Raw genomic sequence first — 23,423 nt, forward strand, 5'->3', positions numbered from 1 at the left:
ACCCGGTGTCCCCGCGCCACCAGTTCCCTGATCACCTCGATGCCGGGGTTCACATGGCCCGGGGCGGGGATGCTGACCATGGCGATGTGCGCGCGGCGCGTCATGTCACTCCTCTGGTTGCGTCGTCATACGCGACGAAACGTATCGTCTCGTTAGAGACTAACACACAGGGGCCGCACGGCCCGTCGTACGGGCCGCGTGACCCCGGTGACCTCGCGGACCATCCCCGTCCGGCGGCGCGCGATCACGGCGCCGCCGGACGGGACGGCCGCTACTCCACGTAGCTGATCAGGAAGGGGAGCCGCTGGCCGCCGTCCTCCACGGTGCCGATCGCCCCGTTGGGGTGGAGCACGACGTTGTCGTCGCCGTAGTTGTCACCCTTCCAGGAGTAGATCCACGCCGGACCGTTGAGGTATTTGGCGGCGCTGGTACGCCACACGTCGGAGGGGAGGTCGGCCAACTGGTGCCCCTCCCCCCGGGAGGCGGCGTAATCGCGCGCCTCATTACGGGTCTTCTTCATGCCCGCCCCGAACCAGTACAGGTGGTACGTGCCCGAGGCGAGCGCGCCGTCCTCCTCGGCGCCGTCGGCGGAGATGGGGATCTGTGTCAGCTGTTCGGTCATCGCCGTCCTACCTCTCGCTCAGGTGTGGCGCACGGAGCACCACCCCCGTCAGTTACTCACAGCTACATTTCCGTAACAGAAGGTAGTGAAACGGGGAGAGGCAGGCGAGTCCCTGGAAGGAGGGCACCCGGGGCCGGGTCGAGCTCGGAGCGGCCGGAAGTTCAGGACCGGGGCTCAGGGCCAGGAGGAGTCCTGGTCGGGATCTCCGCCGTCGGACAGGAGCTTGACGTCGGACTCGACCATCATCGCGACGAGCTCCTCGAAGGAGACCGACGGCTCCCAGCCGAGCTGGACGCGGGCCTTCTTCGGGTCGGCGCAGAGCAGGTCCACCTCGGCGGGGCGGTGCAGGGACCGGTCACCGACCACGTACCGCTCCCAGTCGAGGCCGGCCGCGGCGAAGGCGGCCTCCACCAGCTCGCGGACGCTGTGGGTGCGGCCGGTGCCGATCACGTAGTCCTCCGGCTCGTCCGCCTGGAGCATCAGGTGCATCGCGCGGACGTAGTCGCCCGCGTAGCCCCAGTCGCGGCGCGCCTCCATGTTGCCCAGGCGCAGCTCGGAGGCGATGCCGAGCTTGATCCTGGCCACGCCGAGGCTCACCTTGCGGGTGACGAACTCCGCGCCCCGGCGCGGGGACTCGTGGTTGAACAGGATCCCCGACACCGCGTACATGCCGTACGACTCGCGGTAGTTCTGGGTCAGGAAGTGGCCGTACGCCTTGGCCACGCCGTACGGCGAGCGGGGGTGGAAGGGGGTGATCTCGGTCTGCGGGGTCTCGCGGACCTGCCCGAACATCTCCGAAGAGGACGCCTGGTAGAAGCGGATCTGCCCCGATCCGGCGGCCGTCCGCGAGGACGAGATGCCCGAGCAGACCCGGATGGCCTCCAGCATGCGCAGCACGCCCATGCCCGTCACCTCGGCGGTGAGCTCGGCCTGCTCCCACGACATCGGGACGAACGAGATGGCCCCCAGGTTGTAGACCTCGTCCGGCTGGACCTTCTCCACAGCGGAGATCAACGAGCCCTGGTCGAGCAGGTCGCCGCGGACGAGCTGGACGTCCTGCAGAAGCTTGCGCACCCGGGAGACCCGCGGGTTGGCCTGCCCGCGGGCCAGACCCCACACCTCGTATCCCTGATTCAGCAGGCACTCGGCCAGATAGGAACCGTCCTGCCCGGTGATACCGGTGATCAGTGCGCGCCTGGCCAACGCGTCCTCCTTGTTCGTCGAGCGGACCTCGTGCCACTGATTGGCGAATGTACCGCCATGACCATGGATGGGCACCATGTCGGTCACACCATGACTAGAACGCGTTTCACCGAATCATACTCGGTCAGCCTAACTCCGCAGTTCGGGCCCTGTGCGAATTGTTCTGGGAACAATTACACATCCGGTCCAAGAGAGCTCCCGAATGGTAGGGTCCGACTACTAAGGTCATCTTTCACGGTACCTGTCCCCTTCCGGACAGGGTGAGGAAGGGGTTGCCGTGCCAGGTGCGGACTCACTGCGGGTCGCACTGCTGTCCTACCGCAGCAAGCCGACCTGCGGCGGCCAGGGCGTCTACCTGCGTCACCTCAGCCGGGAACTGGTCGCCCTCGGGCACCACGTCGAGGTCTTCTCCGGCCAGCCGTACCCGGAGCTCGACGAGGGCGTCATCCTCAACAAGGTCCCCAGCCTGGACCTCTACCGCGACGAGGACCCCTTCCGCACCCCCAAGCTGGGCGAGTACCGCGACTGGATCGACTGCCTGGAGGTCGCGACCATGTGGACCGCCGGGTTCCCCGAGCCGCTGACCTTCACTCTCCGGGCGCGCCGCGAGCTGAGCAAGCGCGTCGGCGACTTCGACGTCGTGCAGGACAACCAGACGCTCGGCTACGGCCTGCTCGGCATCCAGAAGCTGTTCCCCGTGGTCGGCACCATCCACCACCCGATCAGCGTGGACCGCCGGATCGAGCTGAAGGCCGCGCCGCTGCGCAAGAAGCTCTCGCTCAGACGGTGGTACGGCTTCGTGCGGATGCAGGCCAAGGTCGCTCCCCGGCTGAACCCGATCCTGACCGTCAGCGAGTCCTCCCTCGCCGACATCCACCGCGACTTCAACGTGCCCCAGGCCAACATGCGGCTCATCCCGCTCGGCGTGGACACCCGCTACTTCCACCCGCGCCCCGAGATGCCCAAGCGGCCCGGCTCGATCGTCGCGGTGGCCAGCGCCGACTCCCCGATGAAGGGCGTGGCGACGCTGCTGCGCGCGGTGGCGAAGCTCGCCACCGAGCGCGACGTCAACCTGACCGTGGTCAGCAAGCCCACCCCCGGCGGCCCGACCGAGAAGCTGGTCGCCGAACTCTCCCTGCACGACCGGGTCCGGTTCGTGCACGGCATCTCCGACACCGAGCTGGGCGAGCTGATCGCCACCTCCGAGATCTCGGTCGTGCCCTCGCTCTACGAGGGCTTCTCGCTGCCGGCCGTCGAGCACATGGCCTGCGGCACCCCGCTGGTCGCCAGCCGTACCGGCGCGCTGCCCGAGGTGGTCGGCGACGCGGCCGTCCAGGTGGCCCCCGGCGACCCCGAGGAGCTGGCCGCCGTCCTGCGCCGGCTGCACGACTCCCCGGAGGAGCGGGCCGCGGTGGGCAGGAAGGGCTACGAGCGGGTCATGGAGCGCTACACCTGGAACGTCGTCGCCCAGCGGACCGTGGAGGCCTACCACGAGGCCATCCAGGCCCGCCGCGCGAAGTGACCCGATCTCAAACCGAACATCTCAAAAGGCTCAAGAGGAGCGGCGAGTGCTGACTGTCGACTTCGGCCGGTTGCCCGTGGGGCCCGGAACCCGAGTTCTGGACCTGGGCTGCGGCGGCGGACGGCATGCGTTCGAGGTGCTGCGCCGGGGCGCCGACGTCGTGGCCTTCGACATGGACGCCGAGGAGCTGGAGGGCGTGGCGAGCATGTTCGCCGCGATGGACAAGGCCGGCGAGGTGCCCGCGGGCGCGACGGCCGAGACCGTGACCGGCGACGCGCTCAAGATGCCGTTCGAGGACGCCAGCTTCGACCGGGTGATCGCGGCCGAGGTGCTGGAGCACATCCCCGACGACATGGCCGCGATGCGGGAGATCTTCCGGGTGCTCAAGCCGGGCGGCCGGGCGGCCATCACGGTGCCGAGCTTCCTGCCGGAGCGGATCTGCTGGGCGCTGGACGAGGCCTACCACACCGCCCCCGGCGGGCACGTCCGCATCTACACGCTGGCCGAGCTGAGCGCCAAGCTGAAGTCGATCGGCATGGAGATCGGCCCGCACCACCACGCCCACGGCCTGCACGCGCCGTACTGGTGGATCAAGTGCGCGGTCGGCGTCAACAACGACGACCACCCGCTGGCCAAGGCCTACCACGAGATCCTGGTCTGGGACATCATGAAGCGCCCGGCCGCGACCAGGATCGCCGAGGCGCTGCTCAACCCGCTCATCGGCAAGAGCGTGGTGCTCTACGTACGGAAACCCGCATGATCTACTGGGAGCGGATCCGACGCGGCGAGTGCAGCGGGCTGCGGAGGAACGGGGCGGACCGCGGAGCGAATGGGGAGCGGTGAGCGACCGGTTGGAGTGGGAGCAGGTCGTCCAGACCGCTCAGAGCATCGCGGACGTGCAGGAGGCCGACGGCGGCATCCCGTGGCCCGAGGGACACGTGGACGCCTGGAACCACGTCGAATGCCTGATGGCGATGAGCGTGGCGGGGCTCTCCGGACCGGCCCGCAAGGGCTACGACTGGCTGGTCCGCACGCAGCGGGCCGACGGCTCCTGGCCGATGAAACTGGTCGGCGGCAGGGCGGTCGAGCAGGGCGGGGAGTCCAACCACGCCGCCTACGTCGCGGTCGGCGTCTGGCATGAGCTGCTGGTCACCGGAGACGACGGATTCGCCCGCGAGATGTGGCCGGTCGTCCGGGCGGCGCTGGACTTCGTGGTCGAACTGCAGACCACCCGGGGTGAGATCGTCTGGGAGCGGGCGGTCGACGGCAGGCCCGCCCGCTACGCCCTGCTGACCGGCTGCTCCTCCGTCTACCAGGGGCTCCGCAGCGGCGTGCTGCTGGGTGAGCGGCTGGGCGATCCGCAGCCCGACTGGGAGCTCGCGGCCGACCAGCTCGGCCACGTGCTCGCCGCCCATCCCGAGGCGTTCGCCGACAAGAGCCGCTTCTCGATGGACTGGTACTACCCGATCCTCGGCGGCGCGCTCCGCGGCCCGGCCGCCCAGGCGCGGCTGGCCGAGGAGTGGGACACGTTCGTGGAGCCGGGCCTCGGCATCCGCTGCGTCTCCGACCAGCCGTGGGTGACCGGCGCCGAGTCATGCGAGCTGGTGCTCGCCCTGGACGCCCTGGGCGAGCGGGACCGGGCGCTGAGGCTCTTCGCCGACATGCAGCACCTCCGGCACGAGGACGGCTCCTACTGGACCGGCTGGCAGTTCGTGAACGGCAAGCACTTCCCGCACGAGCGCTCCGCCTACACCGCCGCCGCCGTGGTGCTGGCCTCCGACGCGCTGACCGGGCACACCCCCGCCGCGGGCATCTTCCGGGACGCGGGCAGTCACGTGACCGACCGCCCCACGGCGGCCTGCGGCTGCAGCCACGCCCCCTCGCGGACCTGACGGGACCACCCGGGATCTAACGCTTTCTTTGCCTGGAACCCGAAACGCGGTGCTTGAAGGCCCGAATGCGGCTTACTACGTTCGGGCGTGTGAGCAATGCGGAGGGCACCCGGACAACAGCTCAGAGTGACGGAGCCGAGGAGGTCTCCGCGGCGAAGGTCCCCGACGTGGCCCAGGTCCCCGGCGCCGGGGAGGCCCCCGAGGAGGAGTGGTTCTCCGGCGCGGCCCCCGCTCCGGAGGCGCCGTCCGGCGACGTGCCGGAGGCGGCCTCCCCGACCGCCTCGTCCCTGGACACACCGACCGCCCCGCTCCCGGTCACCCCGCCCCCGGTCACCCCGGCCACCTCAACTCTGGTCGCCTCAGCCCCGGGCACTCCGCTCCCGGCCACTCCGGTCACTGCGGCCCAGCCGGCTCCGGACGCCCCCACCCTCATGGACCCGGCGGAGCTGGAGCTGACCAGACCGCGGGGTCTGACGAGCCTGCTCTGGCAGGACCTCGCCCAGGCCGACTCCGGGCCGCGCCGGTTCCGGCTGGGACCGGCCCGCGAGCGGCTGGAGAACGCCGGCCGGTCGTTCCTGACGGGCTACAACGCGGTGCTCGCCGGTGAGGTCGAGCGGATCGACGACATCCACGACGAGCTGCGCGGATACGCCTACGGGGGCGCGGGAGCGGCCTGCGCGACCCTGGACGTGCTGACGGCCACCGGCGGCCGGCGGCTGAGGGGCCTGCTCAACGGGCCCGGCATGCGCCATCCGCACATGATCCACCTGGGCACCGGCTGGGCGTACGCCCGGCTGCGCATGCGGCCGATGTGGGGCATCCGCTCGGTCCACCCGCTGCTGCGCTGGCTGGCCTTCGACGGCTTCGGTTTCCACCAGGGCTTCTTCGCCACCGACCGGACGGTCGGGCGGCAGCGTACGGCCGGCCTGATGGACCGGACGCGGCGGGCGATCTTCGACCAGGGACTGGGCCGGATGCTCTGGTTCCACGAGTGCGCGGGCGTGGACGACGTCGTCCTCCGCATCGCCGAATTCCCTCCGGGCCGCCGCGCCGACCTGTGGAGCGGCGTGGGCATGGCCGCCACGTACACCGGCGGGGCGGCCGCCGCCGAGCTGGAACGGCTGGGCGCGGCGGCGGCCGAGGACGGCTTCCGCGCCCACCTCGTCCAGGGCAGCGCCTCCGCCTGCGCCGCCAGGCTGATCTCCGGGACCGTGCCCGAACACACGGCCGCCGCCGTGCCCGCGCTGTGCGGGGTGGACGTCGACGAGGCCGCCGGCTGGACCGACACCGCGCTCATCGCCCTGGGGCACAACGCGCACAGCGGCGACCACTACCAGGCCTGGCGGGCAGGGATCAGGAAGACCTGGGCGCGGCGCAACCGCGACTCATGACCACAGCTCGGGGAGTCGTGAAAGCGGTGCCGGGGATCCGCAGGTGCGCGGCGGGGGCGCTGGCCCTGGCGGCCTGCGCCGCCGGCTGGCTGCTGACCGGCCCCCCGCGCGCCTCCACGGTGGAGACCGCCGCGGGCTTCTCCTTCGCCGCCAGCCGCCTCGGCCCGGCCGACCGGCCGGGCGACCGGAGCCTCCGGCCGGTCGCGCCGGGCTACCGGAACCTCCGGGCCTGGGTCTCCTCGACGGGGGCGGGGGTCGCGCTGTTCGACGTCGACAACGCGGTCGTCTCCGACGACGTGTGCCTGGTCGACCCGCGTCATGACACGGTGACCGTGGGCCCCGCGCCGGGGACGCCTCGGCACTATCGGCCGTTCACGCTGTCGGCGCCGGGGCGGATGCCGTACGAGGCGCCGACGGGGTGCCTGCCGGCCGACCTCGACCAGGACGGCTGGCAGGACCTGGTCGTCTACTACTGGGGCCGCTCCCCCTCGCTGTTCCTGCGCGTGCCCGGGGCCCCGCCGTCCGGGACGGCCTTCCGCCACCGTGACCTGACCCCGCGGCCGGAGGTCTGGAACACCAGCGCCGCCACGGCCGGTGACTTCGACGGCGACGGCCGCCTCGACCTGGTCTTCGGCAACTACTTCCCGGACGGCGCCAGGGTGCTGGACGGCACCGGCGACCACGGCGACATCGTGCTGCCCGGCTCGCTGTCCGACGCCGGAAACGGGGGTGCCGACCGGCTCTACCGGGCGACGGGACCCGCCCGGTTCGCCGAGGCCGAGGGGGTGTTCGGCGAGACCGGGGGCAGGGGGTGGACGCTCGCGCTGGGCGCCCAGGACCTGGACGGCGACGGGCTGCCCGAGCTGTACGTGGCCAACGACTTCGGCCCGGACGAGCTGCTGGTCAACGAGTCCGCGCCCGGCAGGATCAGCTTCCGGGAGGCGCGCGGCACCCGGCACCTGACCACGCCCAAGTCCCGCGTGGTCGGCCAGGACTCCTTCAAGGGCATGGGGGTCGGCTTCACCGATCTCAACGCCGACGGCACACCGGACATCCTGGTCAGCAACCTCACCGAGGACTACGCGCTGCACGAGAGCAACTTCGCCTTCGTCTCCCGGCCGGGCGGGCTCCACGGGGGCCACGCGCCCTACGACGACCGCGGCGAGGAGCTGGGGCTGAGCCGTACCGGCTGGTCCTGGGACGTCAAGGCCGCCGACTTCGACAACGACGGCACCGACGAGATCATGCACGCGACCGGGGCGGTCCGGGGGGAGGTCAGCCGGTGGGCACAGCTGCAGGAGGCGGCGATGTCCAACGACCTGTTCCTGTCGGAGCCGGCGCTGTGGCCACGCCTCGGGGTCGGGGACGACCTGTCGGGCCGCGACACCAACAGCTTCTTCGCCCGGGGCGCCGACGGCCGCTACGTGGACGTGGCCCGGCGGGCCGGGGTCGGCGGGGACACGGTCAGCCGGTCCTTCGCCGTCGGTGACGTCGACGACGACGGGCGGCTGGACTTCGCGGTCGCCAACCAGTGGGCCGCCTCGGCGCTCTACCGCAACGACGGCGCCACCGCGCCGTTCGTGGGCCTGCGCCCGCGCCTTCCCGCCGGCCCCTGCGCCACGGCCCCCGCCCAGGCCCGCCCCCTCCCGGCGCCTCTCACCTCAGCCGGCCCCGCCACGGCGCTCTCCGCGCTCATCAGCCCCCTCCCGCCCCACTCCGCCCCCGGGCTCACCGGCCTCCTCTCACCCCACCCCGTCTCGGCTCTCTCCGCCCTCATCAGCCCCCTCCCGACCGGCCCGCCGCTGGAGCGGCCGCGGCTGACGCTCCCCGCGCTCGTCGGCCCGGCCGCGTCAGGCACCGTCCGGTCCCGCTCCGCCGCGCCCGGCCGGGTCCGGACGCGTCCGGCCATCGGAGCCACCGCCACGGTGCGCCTGCCCGGCGGGAGGACGCTGAGCCGGCAGCTCTACCCGGCCAACGGGCACAACGGCGTCTCCGCGCCGGAGCTGCTGTTCGGCCTGGGCGGCGGCGCGCCGGACGGCCCGTACCCGGTCGAGCTGTCCTGGCGCGACGCCTGCGGCGTCCTCCGCGCCGCGTCGGTGTCCGTACGGCCCGGCTGGCACCGGCTCCTGCTGGCCGACGGCCACGCCCGGGAGATGGGCTGATCATGACCACCGCCCGGGAACGCGACAGAGCACTGCGGTATTTCGCCGGGTCCATCACCTTGGTGACGGTGCTGGGGCACACCGTGCTCGGCTTCGAGCAGGCCTATCTCGCGCCGATCGTGGGTGCGATCACCGGGGTGACCGCCGAGTTCGCACTGGAGACCGTGGAGGCGTGGGCGTGGCGGCGCCGGGCGCGGTACCGCGGGGCGGGGCCCGGCCGGGTGGCCGGCTTCCTGCTGCCCTCCTACATCACCGGGCTGACGTGCGCGATGCTGCTGTCCGGCAGCGCGCACCCGGCGCCGGTCGCGCTGGCCGTCCTCATCGGCGTCGGCAGCACCTACGTCCTGCGGGTCAGGGTGCCCGGCACGGCGGCGGGCACGCCCGGCAGGCACTACCTGAACCCGTCGTGCTCCGGCGCCGCCGCCGTGCTGCTGCTGATGCCGTGGGTCGGCGCCGCGCCGCCGTACCAGTTCACCGAATGGGTGTCGGGGCCGTTCGACGCACTCGTGCCGCTGGCCCTGCTGGCGCTGGGCGCGGCGAACGCCGGGCTGGCCGGGAGGCTGCCGCTGGCCCTGGGCTGGGCGGCCGGGTCCGTCCTGCAGGGGCTCGTCCGGGGCGCGGCGGCCGGCGTCCCACCGCTCGGCGCCCTGCTGCCGATGACCGGCGCGGCGTTCGTCCTCTACACCACCTACCTGGTCACCGACCTGGACACGACTCCGGCGAGACCCCGCAACCAGGTCTGGTTCGGCCTGGCCACGGCGGCGGTCTACGGCCTGCTGGTCCAGCTCCACGTCGTGTTCGGGCTGCTGTCCGCCCTTGTGATCGTCGGCGCCGGCCGGGGGGCGGGCCTGGCCCTGCTCGCCCGCGTCCGCCCGCTCACCGTCCCCGTCCCCGCCGGCGCGCGGGACCTGCCCGAGGTCCCGGCGGGCGTCCAGCCATGATCCATGTGAACACCGGAGAGGTGTGCCGAATGTCCGTCGCGATCGTGGGGTTGGCCTGCACCTATCCGGACGCGCCCGATCCGCTGGCGCTGTGGGAGACGGTGCTGTGGCAGCGGCGGGCCTTCCGCCGCCTGCCCGTCGAGCGGCTGGACCTGACCGACTACCACTCCCCCGACCGGTCGGCCCCCGACCGCACCCACAGCACCCGCGCCGCCCTGATCGAGGGCTGGGAGTTCGACCGGGCCGCCTTCGGCGTCCCCGACGCGGTCCACCGGGTCACCGACCCGGCCCACTGGCTGGCCCTGGACACCGCCTCCCGCGCCCTGGCGGACGCGGGAGTCCCCGGCGGGGAGGGGCTCGACCGGGACCGGGTCACGGTGGTCGTCGGCAACACCCTGACCGGCGAGGTCTCCCGGGCCGCCGCCCTCCGGCTGCGCTGGCCGTACGTGCGGCGCGTGCTGGCCTCGGCCCTGGCCGAGCTCCCCCAGGAGACGGCCGCCCGGTTGCTGGCCCAGGCGGAGACCGGGTATCTGCGGCCCTTCCCCGAGATCTCCGACGAGAGCCTGGCCGGGAGCCTGCCCAGCACGATCGCCGCGCGCATCTGCAACCACTTCGGCCTGCGCGGCGGCGGATACGCGGTGGACGGCGCCTGCGCCTCGTCCCTGCTCGCGGTGGTCACCGCGTGCCGTTCGCTGCTGGACGGGAGCGCGGACTTCGCCCTGGCCGGCGGCGTGGACCTCAGCCTCGACCCGTTCGAGCTGGTCGGCCTGGCCAAGGCGGGCGCGCTGGCCGGTGAGCGGATGCGGGTCTACGACGTCCGGTCGGACGGTTTCTGGCCGGGCGAGGGCTGCGGCATCGTCGCCCTGGCGCGTACGGCCGACGCCCGTGCCGCCGGGTTCCGGATCTACGCGGAGATCGCCGGCTGGGGCGTGTCCTGCGACGGCGGGGACGACCTCTCCCGCTCGGAGGCCGACGGCCGGCTCCTGGCGCTGCGCCGCGCCTACGCGCGGGCGGGGGTCTCCCCCGCCGCGGTCGCCCTGTTCGAGGGCAGCGGCACCGGCACGGCCGCCGCCGACACCGCCGAGCTCACCGCGCTCACCCGCCTCCTGTCCGACGCCGCGCGGCGGGCGGTCCCCGGTCCTGCCCCCGTACGGCAGGCGGCGACCGGGACCGGTCCCGCGCCGGAGGCCGCGCCCGACGCCGTGCGGCGGGCGGCGATCGGGTCCGTCGGCGCCAACATCGGGCACACCAAGGCGGCGGCCGGGGTCGCGGGGCTGATCAAGGCCACCCTGAGCATCGCCTCCGGCGTGCTCCCCCCGACCACCGGCTGCCGGTCCCCGCACCCCCTCCTGACCGCCCCCGGCGCACCTCTGCGCGCCCTGGCCGCCCCCGAGCCGTGGCCCGCCGGACCCCGCCACGCGGGAGTGAGCGCCATGGGCTCCGGCGGCGTCAACGCCCACCTCGTCCTCACCGCCCCCGGCCCGGCCGGCGCGGACCCCCTCCCCGCCGGAGCGGGGGGCGTCCGGCCCCGGCGGGCGATCGACGGGCCCTCGGGGGAGGAGCCGGTGGTGTTCGCCTTCTCGGGCGAGGACGCCGGGGCCGTGCGGCCGGTGCTGGAGCGTGTCGCGGACCAGGCGGCGCGGTGGTCGGAGGCGGAGCTGTGCGACCTCGCCCACGCGCTGGGCACCGCCCCCGCCGGGCCGTCGCGGATCGCGATCGTGGCGGGGTCGGCCGAACAGCTCGCCGAGCGGGCCGGCACCGCCCTGGAGTGGCTGGACGCCTCGGAGTCCGGCCTGCCGGCCGCCCTGCCGGGGATCTATCCCGGGCCGGACCCGGAAGCCGGCACCGCCCCCTCCCTCCCCGCCGGGTCCCGCCCCGCCGCCGGGGTCCCCTCGGCCGAGACCGCCGCCGCTCTCTGGGCGGCCATGACGCTCCCGGACCTCACCGCCCTCTACGGTGACCTCCCGGCCCGCCCCGTCGACATCTGGCGCGACCGCGTCTTCGTCGCCGGCCCGTGCGCGTCCGCCCGGCACGGCGGCGCCGGTCAGGAGACCCGTGCGGAGGCGCCCCGGGAGCGGGCCGGCGCCGGGCCGGTGGCCGGGGTGGCGCGCTGGGTGAGGTGTTTCGCCGAGGATCCGGAGGCCGGCGGCCGGGCCGCCCCCGTGGCGACCGGGGCCGGTCCCGCGGTGGCCGGGCCCGCTGTCACGACCGGAAAGGGACGTCCCGGCACCCGGCCGCGGACGGAGGCCCGGAAGAGTCCGGGCAGGCGGGTCGTGATCGGCGACCCGCTCCGGCCCGGGGCGGTCGAGACGCTGGTCACGGCGGTCCATGAGGCGATCGCGGGCCGCGAGGGGCTGGCCGTGGTCTGCGAGGGCGATGCCCTGTCCGGGTTCCTGGCGTCGCTGCGGCTGGAGCATCCCGGCCTCGACCTGGGCACCGGGCACTCAGGCGGCAGGATGCCGCTCGCCCTCGACGGGCAGGGGCCGCTCCCGGTGGGCCCCGCGGACGTGGTGCTGGTCAGCGGGGATGACGAGGGGATCGGGTCCGCCTGTGCCATGGCGCTGGCCGAGGCGAGCGGGTGCGCGCTGGCCCTGCTCGGGCGGGAGCTGCCGGGCCCCGGAGCGGTGACGGCCGGGGGTCCGGAGAAGCTCGCCGCCAGCGGGATCCGGCACGGCCACGCGGCGGCGGACCTCGGTGACGCCGAGGAGGTGGAGCGCGCCGTACGGGAACTGGAGAGCACGCTGGGACCGGTCACCATGGTGATCCACTCGACGGGCCGCGGCCGGCCGGGCCGGTTCGCCGACCTCACGGCCGAGGACTTCACGCGGCACGTCGCCGCCGAGCTGACGGGCCTGGACAACCTGCTCGCCGCGGCCGCGCCCCGGCACGTCGTGACGTTCGGATCGGTGGCCGGCCGGTACGGCATGGCGGGCGAGAGCCGCCGGGCGCTGGCCTGCGGGCTGGTGCGGGACCGGGTCGGGAGGATCGGCGGGCTGCACGTCGACTGGCCGGCGTGGGCCGGCGGCGGCTCCGGACCGGGGCCGGCCGGGTCCCCGGACGGCGCGGACGCGACGGTTCTCACGCCACGGGAGGGGACGGAGCTGTTCCTCACGCTGCTCAGGAGCGGGGACCTGCCGTCCGGCGTGGCCGTCCACGGCAGGCTGGACGGGCCCGCGGCCCCCTGCCCGGGAGGGGGCCGCTTCCTCGACGAGGTGCGTGTGCACGTCCCCGGGGTGGAGCTGGTCGCCGACAGCCGCCTGTCGCTCAAGAGCGACGCCTACCTGGACGACCACCGGATCGACGGGCTGGCGGTGCTGCCCGCGGTGGTGGCGCTGGAGGCGATGGCGCAGGCCGCGGGGGTGCTGGCGGGACGGCCGCTGGACGAGGCCGGGCAGATGACGTTCGACCGGCCGGTGGTCGTGCCCGACGAGGGCGGCACCACGATCCGGGTGTGCGCGCTCCGGCACGGGCAGAGCGTCGAGGTGGTGGTCCGCAGCGAGGAGACGGGATTCCACGTCGACCACTTCAGGGCCGTGTTCCCGGTGGACCCGGCCGACGAGACGCTCGCCGTGCCGCAGCTGAACCGGGACGGCACCGAGCCGCTGGACGCCGGGGAGCTGTACGGCGCGCTGTGCTTCCACACCGGCCGGTTCCAGCGGGTCAGGGAGCTCACCCTCGTCGAGGCGCGGGGGTGCCGGGGCGAGCTGCAGGGCGACGGCCCGGACGGCTGGTTCGAGGGCAGGCCGGTGCTGGGCAGCCCAGGTCTGAGCGACGCCACGATCCACGCGCTGCAGGCGTGCGTGCCGCACCGGCGGCTGCTGCCGGTCGGCGGCGAGCGGCTGGTGGTCCGCCCGTCCCAGGGGGACGTCCGGTTGCACGCCACCGAGCGCCACCACGACGGGGGCGAGTACGTCTGGGACGTCACCGCCACCGACGTGCGCGGGCGGCTGGTGGCGGCGTGGACCGGGCTGCGGCTGAAGGACGTCGGCCCGATCCCCCGGCGTGACCCGTGGCCGCCGAACCTGCTGGCCGTCTACCTGCAACGGGCCGCGATCGCCCTCGGCCTCGACCCGGCGCTCCACGTGACCATGGACGGCGGGGCCTCCCGCAGCCGGCTGGACGATCTCGTGCTCGGCGTGGACGCCCCGGCCCACTGCGCCTGGGAGCGGGTGGGCGGGGCGAGGGGGACCCTGGGACCGGCGTTCGCCCCGCTGATCGACGAGCTACGGCCGTACTGCGACGAGCCCGAGGAGACCGTGACCGCCCGGATCCGGACGGCCGTCCAGTGCCTGTCCCGGGCGGACCGCCCGCCGTCGGCGCCGCTCACCGTCGTGGGAGGTCATGAGGACGGCTGGCTGCTGCTGCGGGCCGGCTCCGACCTGATCGCCTCGGCGGTGGTCCGGGTCAGGGGCGTGCAGGAGCCGGTCGCGGTCTCCATCGTGACCGGGGAGCGGCGATGAGGTCAGCCGACGCCGGGGCCGACCCGCTCAGGTCAGCCGATGCCGGGGCCGACCCGCTCCAGCACCCGCAGCGACCCCTCCTGCCTGACCTCCTTGAACGCGCCGGAGGCCAGAACCCGCTGGTAGACGCGGTAGGGCGCCTGACCGCCCGTCGCGGGGTCGGGGTAGATGTCGTGGAAGACCAGCGCGCCGCCCTGGACGACGTGCGGGGCCCATCCCTCGTAGTCCTTGGTCACCGGCTCCTCGGAGTGGCCGCCGTCGATGAAGAGCATCCCCAGCGGGGTCCTCCACAGCCCGGCGACCCGCTCCGACCGGCCGACGATCGCGACGACCTCCTCCTCCAGACCGGCGGCGGCGATCGTGGCGCGGAAGGTGGGCAGCGAGTCCATCTTGCCGAAGCGGGGGTCCACCAGCGTGGGATCGTGGTGCGCCCAGCCCGGCTGGATCTCCTCCGAGCCCCGGTGATGGTCGACGGTGAAGACGACGGAACCGGTCTGCCTGGCCGCCGCGCCGAGGTAGACGGCGGACTTGCCGCAGTAGGTGCCGATCTCGCAGATCGGCCCGCGCGGGCCGTACTCGACAGCGGTCTCGAACAGGGCGAGACCCTCGGCGTGAGGCATGAAACCCTTGGCACGCTGGGCCGCGTACAGCAGGTCGGCAGGCATGGTCGCGTCGCTCATCGGAGCAGACTACCTAGACCGAACAACATTCCGAACGACCCTTGCCCGACCTTATGGAACGTGTTCTACTTTGCACCGTGAACCAGCGCGCTCGCATCGTGATGACCGAGGACGAGATCACCGCCTTCATCGGTGAATCGCGGAAGCTCCAGCTCGGCACGGTCAACCCTGACGGGACACCGCACCTGGTGACCATGTTCTACGGGCTGTCCGGGGGCCGGATCTCGTTCTGGACCTACGGGAAGGCCCAGAAGGCGCTCAACATCCAGCGGGACGCCCGGGTGAGCTGCCTGATCGAGGCCGGCGACGAATACGCCGACCTGCGCGGTGTCCTGGTGTACGGGGTCGCCCGGCGGATCGACGATTCCGAGGGCATCCTTGAGGTCGGCATGAACGTCACCCGGCGGATGGCGGGAATGCCTGACGCCGAGGAGCTCCTCACGGAGTATGTCGCCCACACCGGCCGCAAGAGGGTCGCCTTCGTGGTGGAGCCCACTCGAGTGATCTCATGGGATCACCGTAAGCTCACCATCCCGGCCTAGGAGGCTCACATGAAAGTGAAGGTCGACTATCTGGTCTGCGAGGCCAACGCGGTCTGCACAGGACTCGCCCCGGAGGTCTTCGAGCTCGACGACGACGACCAGCTGCACCTGCTGCTGCCTGAGCCGCCGCCGGAGATGATGGACCGTGTCCGGCACGCCGTGCGGTCCTGCCCCAAAGCCGCCCTCTCCCTTGAGGAGAACTAGGAGGACCCCCAATGCGTGGTGCGCTTCTGCATGCCGTCGGCGACGACAAGCTCGACATCCGCGACGACTTCACCCTCACCCCGACGGGCCCGACGGACGTCCGCGTCAAGATCAAGGCGACCGGCGTCTGCCACTCCGACCTGTCGGTGATCAGCGGGGTGCTGCCCATGCCGCTCCCCGTCCTCCCCGGTCACGAGGGGGCGGGCGAGGTCGTCGAGGTCGGCGACCACGTGACCACGGTCCAGCCCGGCGACCACGTCATCATCAACTGGGCCCCCGCCTGCGGCACCTGCGCCAACTGCCTGGTGAACCAGCCGTTCCTGTGCATGACCTACATAATGGACAGCTTCGTCAACGCCCGTTTCCGCTACGGCGGCGACACTCCGGCGTTCGGCATGTCCGGGTGCGGCACCTGGTCCGAGGAGATCATCGTGCCCTGGCAGGGCGCGATCAAGATCGACCCCGAGGTGCCCTACGAGGCGGCGGCGCTGATCGGCTGCGGCGTCACCACCGGCGTCGGGGCGGCGCTCAACACCGCCCGGGTGAAGGCGGGCTCGACCGTGGCCGTGGTCGGCTGCGGCGGCATCGGCCTGTCGGTGATCCAGGGGGCCCGGATCTCCGGCGCGACCACGATCCTGGCGATCGACCCGCTGGAGTCCAAGCACGCGCTGGCCAAGAAGGTCGGAGCCACCCACGCCATCACCCCCGACCAGCTCATGGACGCGCTCGGGTCGCTGACCGGCGGCCGGGGATTCGACTACGGCTTCGAGGCCGTCGGCAAGTCCGCCGCCATCATGACCGCCTGGCAGGCCACCCGCCGCGGCGGCGACGTGATCGTGGTGGGCGCGGGCGCGATGGACGACACCGTCCCGCTGAGCGCCTTCAGCCTGCTGTTCGAGGGCAAGAACATCTTCAGCTCGATGTACGGCGGGTCGGACGTCCGCCGTGACTTCCCGTTCTTCGCCGAGCTCTACAAGGCGGGCAAGCTCGACCTGGAGAGCATGATCAGCGCCCGCATCAAGCTCGCCGACCTCAACGACGCCGTGGCCGCGCTGCGGGCCGGCGAGGTGCTGCGCCAGGTCGTCGTCATGGACTAGGTCATGTGACAGGCCGAAGGCGCCGGCGGCAGCGGCTGTGCCTCCTGCCCGCCGGACCGGCGCCTCGGTGACAGAGCGCCTGGCCGGCTCGGGCCCGAGCCGGCCAGGCGGACGGACGGGACGGCCCGCCTCCGGCTACTGGTCGTCTCTTCTGTGGCGGTCCCGCCATTCGTCATGGAGGTCCTCCAGCCCGTCCCGGCGCTCCCGCCAGCTCCGGTGGCACCTGACGCCCTTCCCGGACCTGCAGCAGATGAGTGGCCCCTTGCGCCGGCAGGGCCTGGTGGTGGAGATGTCAGCCTGGGAAGGGGCGGCCGCCACCGCCCTGGCGGGGCCCGAGGTCGAGGCCGCCGCAGAGATCCCGGTCGGCCAGAGCGCGACCGTGGCGATGATTGCCGCGCCGAACACCGACGACCGTCTGCCCTTCATGGGCCTCTCCTCCCGGTGGGACTCACGGCTCTCGTCCTGGAGTCACCCGAAACATAAACCGAACAGACTTCTGTTTTACCGGCATTTCCCCCATACATCCATAATTCCCCTGACGGATTGACCCGCTTCGGCGGCATCCGCCCGACGCGGGGCCACCGTCGGCGGAGCCCAGCGGGACGGGCGCGGCGACGCGGGTCCGGAGGAACCACGTCGCCACGCCGCCGGGACGCCACGGGCAGCTCCCACGCCCGTTCCGGTACGGCCCGCGCCGCCGTCGCGATCGGCGGGCGCGGACCGTGTCCCCTCCCTCATCCCGAGGGGGGAGCGGCGTTCACTCGGAGGAGAAGGCGGCGTCGAAGGCGGCCGCCGGCGGGGTGATGGCGTTGAGCCTGCGGATCACCTTCAGCGCCTCGGGGGCGCCGTCCAGGCGGTCCATCCCGGCGTCCTCCCACTCGATCGAGATCGGCCCGGTGTAGCCGATGCTGTTCAGCGCCCGGAAGCAGTCTTCCCACGGCACGTCCCCACGGCCGGTGGAGACGAAGTCCCAGCCGCGGCGCGGGTCGGCCCAGGGCAGGTGGGAGGCCAGCCGGCCACGGCGGCCGTCGCCGGTGCGGACCTTGGCGTCCTTGCAGTCGACGTGGTAGATCCGGTCGGCGAAGTCCAGGATGAAGCCGACCGGGTCGAGCTCCTGCCAGACCATGTGGGAGGGGTCCCAGTTCAGGCCGAAGGCCGGCCGGTGGCCGATGGCCGCCAGGGTGCGGACGGTGGTGTGGTAGTCGTAGGCGATCTCGCTGGGGTGCACCTCGTGCGCGAAGCGGACGCCGACCTCGTCGAAGACGTCCAGGATCGGGTTCCAGCGGTCGGCGAAGTCGGCGTAGCCGTCGTCGATCATGGAGGGCGGGACCGGGGGGAACATCGCGACGGTGTGCCAGACGGCCGAGCCGGTGAAGCCGACGACGGTGTCCACGCCGAGTTTCGCGGCGGCGCGGGCGGTGTCCTTGATCTCTTCGGCGGCGCGGCGGCGCACGCCCTCGGGCTCGCCGTCGCCCCAGACGCGGGCCGGCAGGATGGCGCGGTGGCGGCCGTCGATGGGGTGGTCGCAGACCGCCTGGCCGACCAGGTGGTTGGAGATGGTCCAGACCTTGAGGCCGTGGCGGGCCAGCATCTCCCGTTTGCGCTCGACGTAGGCGTCGTCGGCCAGGGCCTTGTCGACCTCGAAGTGGTCGCCCCAGCAGGCGATCTCCAGACCGTCGTAGCCCCATCCGGAGGCCAGCTTGCACACCTCCTCGAACGGCAGGTCGGCCCACTGTCCGGTGAACAGGGTGATGGGTCGGGTCACGGTCCCTCCACAGCGGTGAAGCGGCTCTCATCGGCCGCGCTGGCCTCGACCGCGGCCAGCACCCGCTGCACCCGCAGCCCGTCGGCGAACGCCGGGGCCGGGGCCGCGCCGGCCGCCACGGCCTCGACGAAGTCCTTGATCTCGTGGGTGAAGGTGTGCTCGTAGCCCAGGCCGTGGCCGGGTGGCCACCAGGCTCCGGCGTAGGGGTGCTCGGCCTCGGTGACGAGGATACGGCGGAAGCCGGCCTCGGCCGCGGGCAAGGTGTGGTCGTGGAACCACAGCTCGTTCATCGCCTCGAAGTCGAAGGCCAGGCTGCCGGCCGAGCCGTTGACCTCGATGCGCAGCGCGTTCTTGCGGCCGGTGGCGAAGCGGGTGGCCTCGAACGAGCCGACCGCCCCACCGGCGAAGCGGGCCAGGAACAGCGCGGCGTCGTCGACGTCGACCGTTCCGCTCCGCGCCGAGGCGCCGCCCGCGCTGAGGCCGGCGGACCCCTCGGCCAGGGGGCGCTGCCGGACGAAGGTCTCGGTCAGCGCCGACACGCCGGTGATCTGGTCGCCGGTGATGAACTGGGCGGTGTCGATGATGTGCGCGCCGATGTCACCCAGCGCCCCCGAGCCCGCCTTGTCCCGCTGCAGCCGCCACACCAGGGGGAAGGTGGGGTCGGCGATCCAGTCCTGCAGATACTGGGCGCGCACGTGGTGCAGGCGGCCGAGGCGGCCTTCGGCGACCCAGCGGCGGGCCAGGGCGACGGCCGGGACCCGCCGGTAGTTGAAGGCCACCATCGCGTGCACGCCGCGCTCGGCCGCGGCGCGGGCGGCCTCGGCCATCGCCTCGGCCTCGGCCACGCTGTTGGCCAGCGGCTTCTCACAGATGACGTGCTTGCCCGCCGCCAGCGCGGCGATCGCGATCTCGGCGTGCGAGTCGCCCGGCGTGCAGATGTCGACCACCTGCACGTCGTCGCGGGCGATCAGGTCGCGCCAGTCGGTCTCGACCGCCGCCCAGCCCAGCTGGCGGGCCGCGGCGGCGGTGGCCTCCTTCGAACGGCCGCCCAGTGCCGCCATCACCGGCCTGGCCGGCAGGTCGAAGAAGGCGTCGACGCTGCGCCAGGCCTGGGAGTGCACCCGCCCCATGAACGCGTAGCCGACCATGCCGATCCCCAGCATCGGCCTGTCGTCAACGGCCATCAGGACTCGAATCCGAGCGGGAGGTATGCCTCGACGTTGTCCTTGGTGACGGTCTCCGAGGCCAGCGTGATCGACTGCGGCACCTGCTTCTCCAGCAGGTCGCTCATCCCCTTGCCCTGCGCGATCAGGCGGGCCAGCTTGATCGCCGAGGAGGCCATGGTGGGACTGTAGGTGACGGTGGCCTTCAACACCCCGGTGCCCGCCTGGATCTCGCGCATCGCGTTGGCCGACCCGGCCCCGCCGACCATGAAGAACTCCGCACGCCCGGCCTCCTTGACCGCGGCCAGCACACCGATGCCCTGGTCGTCGTCGTGGTTCCAGATCGCGTCGATCTTCTTGTGCGCCTGCAGCAGGTTGCTGGTCACCTTGGTGCCCGACTCCACCGTGAACTGCGCGTCCTGCTTGGCCGTCACCCCGAAGCCGTAGGTCTTCAGCGCGTCGGCGAAGCCCTTGCTGCGGTCCTGGGTCAGCGGCAGCGTCGCGATGCCCTGGATCTCCAGGATCACCGGGTCGGCCACCCCCTTGTCCTTGAGCGTCTTGCCGATGTAGTGCCCGGCCGCCACCCCCATGCCGTAGTTGTCCCCGCCGATCCAGGTGCGATACGACAGCTTGTCGGGGAAGACCCGGTCCAGGTTGATCACCGGGATGCCCGCGTCGGCGGCCTGCCGGGCGATCTGGTTGAGCTGCCGGCCGTCGTTGGGCAGGATCACCAGCGCGGAGACCTTGGCCGCGATCAGCGACTCCACCGCCGAGATCTGCGCGTTGATGTCGTTGGTCGGCTCGACCGGTTTGAACTCCACATCGGCGTACTGCGCGGCCGCGGCCTCGGCGTTCTTGGCGATCGCGGCGATCCAGCCGTGGTCGGCGGCCGGCGCCGAGAAGCCGATGACGACCTTCTCGCCGGGGGCGTCGTTGCCGCCGGTGGCCGCCGGCGCCGGCGCCGCCGCCGCTGTGCTCGGCGCCGCGGCCGGGGTGTTGCTGGTGCAGGCACTGGCCAGGGCGCCGGCGCCGATCACGGCTCCGCCGACCAGGAAACCCCGGCGGGCGAGTCTGTCTGTCATGACCATGCTCCTTTGCGGAGGGAGAAGACGTGTTTCAGGAGAGGAAGGAAGGATGCGCCCGGCACCGGCCGGAACCCGCCTGCCGTGGACCCCTGACCGGCCCGTGGCAGGCGGGTCGTTCAGGTCGGCGACCTCAGCCCGCGCCGCTGCAGCAGCACGGCGACCACGATGATCAGCCCCTTGGCGATCAGCTGGTCGCTGGTGTTGAGCCCGTTGAGGATGAACAGGTTCGTGATCACCGTGAAGATCAGCAGGCCCAGGATCGACCCGATGATCGACCCCCGGCCGCCGGTCAGCAGCGTGCCGCCGATGATGACCGCGGCGATCGCGTCCAGCTCGTACAGGTCTCCGTGCGTGGAGGAGCCCGTCGTGGTCCGCGCCATGATCAGAACCGCCGCGATGCCGCAGCACAGCCCCGACAGCGCGTACAGCCACATCGTGTGCCGGCGCACGTCGATGCCCGCCAGCCGCGCCGCCTCGGCGTTGCCGCCCACCGCGTAGGTCCGGCGGCCGAAGGTCGTGCGGTTCAGCAGCACCCAGCCCAGCACGACCACCAGCGCGAAGACGTACACCAGGAGCGGCAGGCCCAGCAGCCGGGTGGTCGACAGCTCCACGATCAGCTCGTTGCCCTGGGCCACCAGCTGCGTCTTGCGGTCCGACATCCGCTGCGCCAGCCCCCGGGCGGCCACCAGCATCGCCAGCGTCGCGATGAACGGCACCAGCCGCCCGTAGGCGATCAGCAGACCGTTGACCAGCCCGGCGCCGGTGCCGACCAGCACCGCGCACACGATCATCACGAAGGGGCCGTAGGACTGGGTGGCCAGCGTGGTGGCCCACACCGACGCCAGCGCCATCACCGCGCCGACCGACAGATCGATTCCGCCACCGATGATCACGAACGTCGCGCCGACGGTGATCACCCCGATCGTCGCGGCCAGCGCCAGGATGCTCACCAGGTTGGAGGTGGTGGCGAAGGTGTCGGGCACCGTCACCAGGCCGACCACCGCCAGCAGCACCAGCGCCGCCACCAGGCCCAGATGCGGCACCTGGCCCAGCCGGGCCAGCGGTCCGGGAGCCGCGGCGGACCTGGACCCGGCCGTCCCGCCGCGCCCCGCCCCGGGCGCGGCGGCTTTCACGTCGTCCACCGGGCTCGCGGGAGCCTGGCCTTGCGGGTCGGTCACAGCGCACTCCCTTCCATGATCATGTCGATCACTCGATGTTCGTCCAGTTCGCGGGCGTCGGCCTGATGGATGACCGCGCCCTCACGGATCACCAGGACCCGGTCGGCCAGGCCCAGCACCTCGGGCACCTCGCTGGAGACCAGCAGCACCCCGATGCCCTTGTCGGCCAGGTCGCGGATGACGGCGTACAGCTCCGCCCGCGCGCCCACGTCCACCCCCCGGGTCGGCTCGTCCAGCAGCAGCAGCTTGCGGCCGTTGAGCAGCCAGCGCGCCAGCACCGCCTTCTGCTGGTTACCGCCCGACAACGTCTTGATCGGCCGCTCCGGGTCGGCGGGCCGGATGCCCAGCGTCTCGACCAGAGCGTGCGCGTCCTGCGCCTCGCGGCGCCGGTCGAGCCAGCCGAACCGGGAGTATCCGCCGAGGCTGGCCAGGGAGATGTTGCGGGTCACGCTCTGGTCCAGCAGCAGCGCCTGGGCCTTGCGCTCCTCCGGGGCCAGGCCCATGCCCAGCCGCACCGTCCCGGCCGTGCCGCCGCGCCGTACCGGCCGGCCCTCCAGGACCACCTGCCCCGAGAACCGGCGCGCGCCGTAGATCGCCTCGATGATCTCCGAGCGGCCCGAGCCGACCAGCCCGGCCAGCCCCACGATCTCCCCCGCCCGCACCGAGAAGGAGACGTCGGCGAAGACCCCCGCCACGCCGAGCCCCTCCACCCGCAGCACCTCCGGCCGGCCCGCATGGCTGCCGGGCGCCGGGCGCGGCGGGAAGACATGCTCGACGCTACGGCCGGTCATCAACGCCACCACCTGCGAGGTCGGCGTCTGCTGCGCCGGCAGGCCCACCGCCACCGTGCGCCCGTCCTTGAGCACGGTCACCCGGTCACCGATCTCCCGGATCTCCTCCAGCCGGTGCGAGATGTAGATCACCGCGACGCCCTGGGCGGTCAGCTCCCGGATGATCCGGAACAGGTTGCCCACCTCGTCGTGGGCCAGGGCCGCCGACGGCTCGTCCATGATGATCAGCCGAGTGTCGTGCGAGAGCGCCCGCGCCATGCTGACCACCTGCTTGGCCGCCGGGGACAGCCGGCCCACCTCCGCGCCGGGCCGGATCTCCGCGTGCCCCAGCCGCTCCAGCAGGCGCCGCGCGGCCCGGTTGGCCCCGCCCCGGCTGACGAAGCCCAGCCGGGCCGGCTCGTGACCGAGGAAGATGTTCTGCGCCACGCTCAGCCCGTCGACCAGGTCGAGCTCCTGGTAGATCGTCGAGATTCCGGACCGGATCGCCGCGATCGGGCTGCTCAGCCGTGCCCGCTCACCGCCCAGGGTGATGGTGCCCTCGTCGGGCTGGTGCGCCCCCGAGAGGATCTTGATGAGGGTGGACTTGCCCGCGCCGTTCTGGCCGAGCAGGCAGTGCACCTCCCCCGCGCGGACGTCGAGGTCGACGCCGTCCAGGGCGCGCACGCCGGGAAACTGCTTGACGATCCCCCTCATCACGAGCAGGGGGCTGTCTTCGGACATGGGGC

Annotated in this window: 19 protein-coding genes; 10 read left to right on the top strand and 9 right to left on the bottom strand. The window is 72.9% G+C overall.

Annotated features, from left to right (window positions below):
* Positions 1 to 271: 271 nt before the first annotated feature.
* Both ACZ6R6_RS36965 and ACZ6R6_RS36970 read right to left on the bottom strand, forming a co-directional pair.
* Positions 272 to 622 (bottom strand): hypothetical protein, encoded by a 351-nt coding sequence (locus tag ACZ6R6_RS36965; protein WP_470101413.1) that lies wholly within the window; start codon positions 620 to 622, stop codon positions 272 to 274.
* Positions 623 to 796: 174 nt separating this feature from the next.
* The gene (locus ACZ6R6_RS36970; RefSeq protein WP_306864559.1) at positions 797 to 1,825 is read right to left on the bottom strand and encodes a GDP-mannose 4,6-dehydratase; all 1,029 of its coding nucleotides are present in this window, start codon (positions 1,823 to 1,825) and stop codon (positions 797 to 799) included.
* A 277-nt stretch (positions 1,826 to 2,102) separates the two neighbouring features.
* Between ACZ6R6_RS36970 and ACZ6R6_RS36975 the strand changes: the two genes are divergently transcribed.
* The 7 genes from ACZ6R6_RS36975 to ACZ6R6_RS37005 all read left to right on the top strand — a co-directional run bounded on the left by ACZ6R6_RS36975 (position 2,103) and on the right by ACZ6R6_RS37005 (position 14,193).
* Entirely contained in the window at positions 2,103 to 3,347 is a 1,245-nt protein-coding gene (locus ACZ6R6_RS36975; protein ID WP_306864557.1) for a glycosyltransferase family 4 protein, read from the top strand.
* Positions 3,348 to 3,351: 4 nt separating this feature from the next.
* Positions 3,352 to 4,107 (top strand): class I SAM-dependent methyltransferase, encoded by a 756-nt coding sequence (locus ACZ6R6_RS36980; RefSeq protein WP_306875536.1) that lies wholly within the window; start codon positions 3,352 to 3,354, stop codon positions 4,105 to 4,107.
* A 79-nt stretch (positions 4,108 to 4,186) separates the two neighbouring features.
* The gene (locus ACZ6R6_RS36985) at positions 4,187 to 5,239 is read left to right on the top strand and encodes a prenyltransferase (protein WP_470101415.1); all 1,053 of its coding nucleotides are present in this window, start codon (positions 4,187 to 4,189) and stop codon (positions 5,237 to 5,239) included.
* Between the two features lie 89 nt (positions 5,240 to 5,328).
* A complete protein-coding gene (locus tag ACZ6R6_RS36990) occupies positions 5,329 to 6,630 on the top strand; it encodes a DUF1702 family protein (protein WP_470101417.1) in 1,302 nt (433 codons plus the stop codon).
* A gap of 17 nt (positions 6,631 to 6,647) precedes the next feature.
* Entirely contained in the window at positions 6,648 to 8,792 is a 2,145-nt protein-coding gene (locus tag ACZ6R6_RS36995; RefSeq protein WP_470101419.1) for an FG-GAP repeat domain-containing protein, read from the top strand.
* A 2-nt stretch (positions 8,793 to 8,794) separates the two neighbouring features.
* Positions 8,795 to 9,733 (top strand): enediyne biosynthesis protein UnbU, encoded by a 939-nt coding sequence (locus ACZ6R6_RS37000; RefSeq protein WP_470101421.1) that lies wholly within the window; start codon positions 8,795 to 8,797, stop codon positions 9,731 to 9,733.
* Positions 9,734 to 9,762: 29 nt separating this feature from the next.
* Positions 9,763 to 14,193 (top strand): SDR family NAD(P)-dependent oxidoreductase, encoded by a 4,431-nt coding sequence (locus ACZ6R6_RS37005; RefSeq protein WP_470101423.1) that lies wholly within the window; start codon positions 9,763 to 9,765, stop codon positions 14,191 to 14,193.
* 32 nt (positions 14,194 to 14,225) lie between these two features.
* On the opposite strand, the gene ACZ6R6_RS37010 is transcribed toward ACZ6R6_RS37005, so the two are convergent.
* Complete coding sequence (locus ACZ6R6_RS37010; protein ID WP_470101425.1) at positions 14,226 to 14,873, bottom strand: class I SAM-dependent methyltransferase; 648 nt, start codon at positions 14,871 to 14,873, stop codon at positions 14,226 to 14,228.
* Positions 14,874 to 14,950: 77 nt separating this feature from the next.
* Here ACZ6R6_RS37010 and ACZ6R6_RS37015 point away from each other — a divergent pair, with 77 nt between their 5' ends.
* Genes ACZ6R6_RS37015 through ACZ6R6_RS37025 form a run of 3 tightly spaced genes read left to right on the top strand, consistent with a single transcriptional unit; the run spans position 14,951 to position 16,716 of the window.
* Positions 14,951 to 15,415, top strand: a complete 465-nt coding sequence (locus ACZ6R6_RS37015; protein WP_470101427.1) for a pyridoxamine 5'-phosphate oxidase family protein — start codon at positions 14,951 to 14,953, stop codon at positions 15,413 to 15,415.
* Positions 15,416 to 15,424: 9 nt separating this feature from the next.
* On the top strand, positions 15,425 to 15,619 hold the full coding sequence (locus ACZ6R6_RS37020) for a ferredoxin (RefSeq protein WP_203876987.1): 195 nt from the start codon (positions 15,425 to 15,427) through the stop codon (positions 15,617 to 15,619).
* Between the two features lie 11 nt (positions 15,620 to 15,630).
* The gene (locus ACZ6R6_RS37025; protein ID WP_470101429.1) at positions 15,631 to 16,716 is read left to right on the top strand and encodes a Zn-dependent alcohol dehydrogenase; all 1,086 of its coding nucleotides are present in this window, start codon (positions 15,631 to 15,633) and stop codon (positions 16,714 to 16,716) included.
* Between the two features lie 135 nt (positions 16,717 to 16,851).
* Here the strand turns inward: ACZ6R6_RS37025 and ACZ6R6_RS37030 are convergent, their stop codons facing one another.
* The 6 genes from ACZ6R6_RS37030 to ACZ6R6_RS37055 all read right to left on the bottom strand — a co-directional run bounded on the left by ACZ6R6_RS37030 (position 16,852) and on the right by ACZ6R6_RS37055 (position 23,418).
* Complete coding sequence (locus ACZ6R6_RS37030; protein ID WP_470101430.1) at positions 16,852 to 17,142, bottom strand: hypothetical protein; 291 nt, start codon at positions 17,140 to 17,142, stop codon at positions 16,852 to 16,854.
* A 331-nt stretch (positions 17,143 to 17,473) separates the two neighbouring features.
* Positions 17,474 to 18,481: a sugar phosphate isomerase/epimerase family protein gene (locus ACZ6R6_RS37035; protein WP_470101432.1), complete on the bottom strand. Its 1,008-nt coding sequence runs from the start codon at positions 18,479 to 18,481 to the stop codon at positions 17,474 to 17,476.
* Entirely contained in the window at positions 18,478 to 19,665 is a 1,188-nt protein-coding gene (locus ACZ6R6_RS37040) for a Gfo/Idh/MocA family protein (RefSeq protein WP_470101434.1), read from the bottom strand. The genes ACZ6R6_RS37035 and ACZ6R6_RS37040 overlap by 4 nt, the downstream gene beginning before the upstream one ends.
* A complete protein-coding gene (locus ACZ6R6_RS37045; RefSeq protein WP_470101436.1) occupies positions 19,665 to 20,726 on the bottom strand; it encodes a substrate-binding domain-containing protein in 1,062 nt (353 codons plus the stop codon). The genes ACZ6R6_RS37040 and ACZ6R6_RS37045 overlap by 1 nt, the downstream gene beginning before the upstream one ends.
* Before the next feature lie 119 nt (positions 20,727 to 20,845).
* Positions 20,846 to 21,907, bottom strand: coding sequence for an ABC transporter permease (locus ACZ6R6_RS37050; protein WP_470101438.1), 1,062 nt, complete (start codon positions 21,905 to 21,907; stop codon positions 20,846 to 20,848).
* A complete protein-coding gene (locus ACZ6R6_RS37055; RefSeq protein ID WP_470101439.1) occupies positions 21,904 to 23,418 on the bottom strand; it encodes a sugar ABC transporter ATP-binding protein in 1,515 nt (504 codons plus the stop codon). Before ACZ6R6_RS37055 ends, ACZ6R6_RS37050 begins: the two co-directional genes overlap by 4 nt.
* Positions 23,419 to 23,423: the final 5 nt, after the last annotated feature.

The sequence above is a fragment of the Streptosporangium sp. NPDC048886 genome (assembly GCF_055586905.1).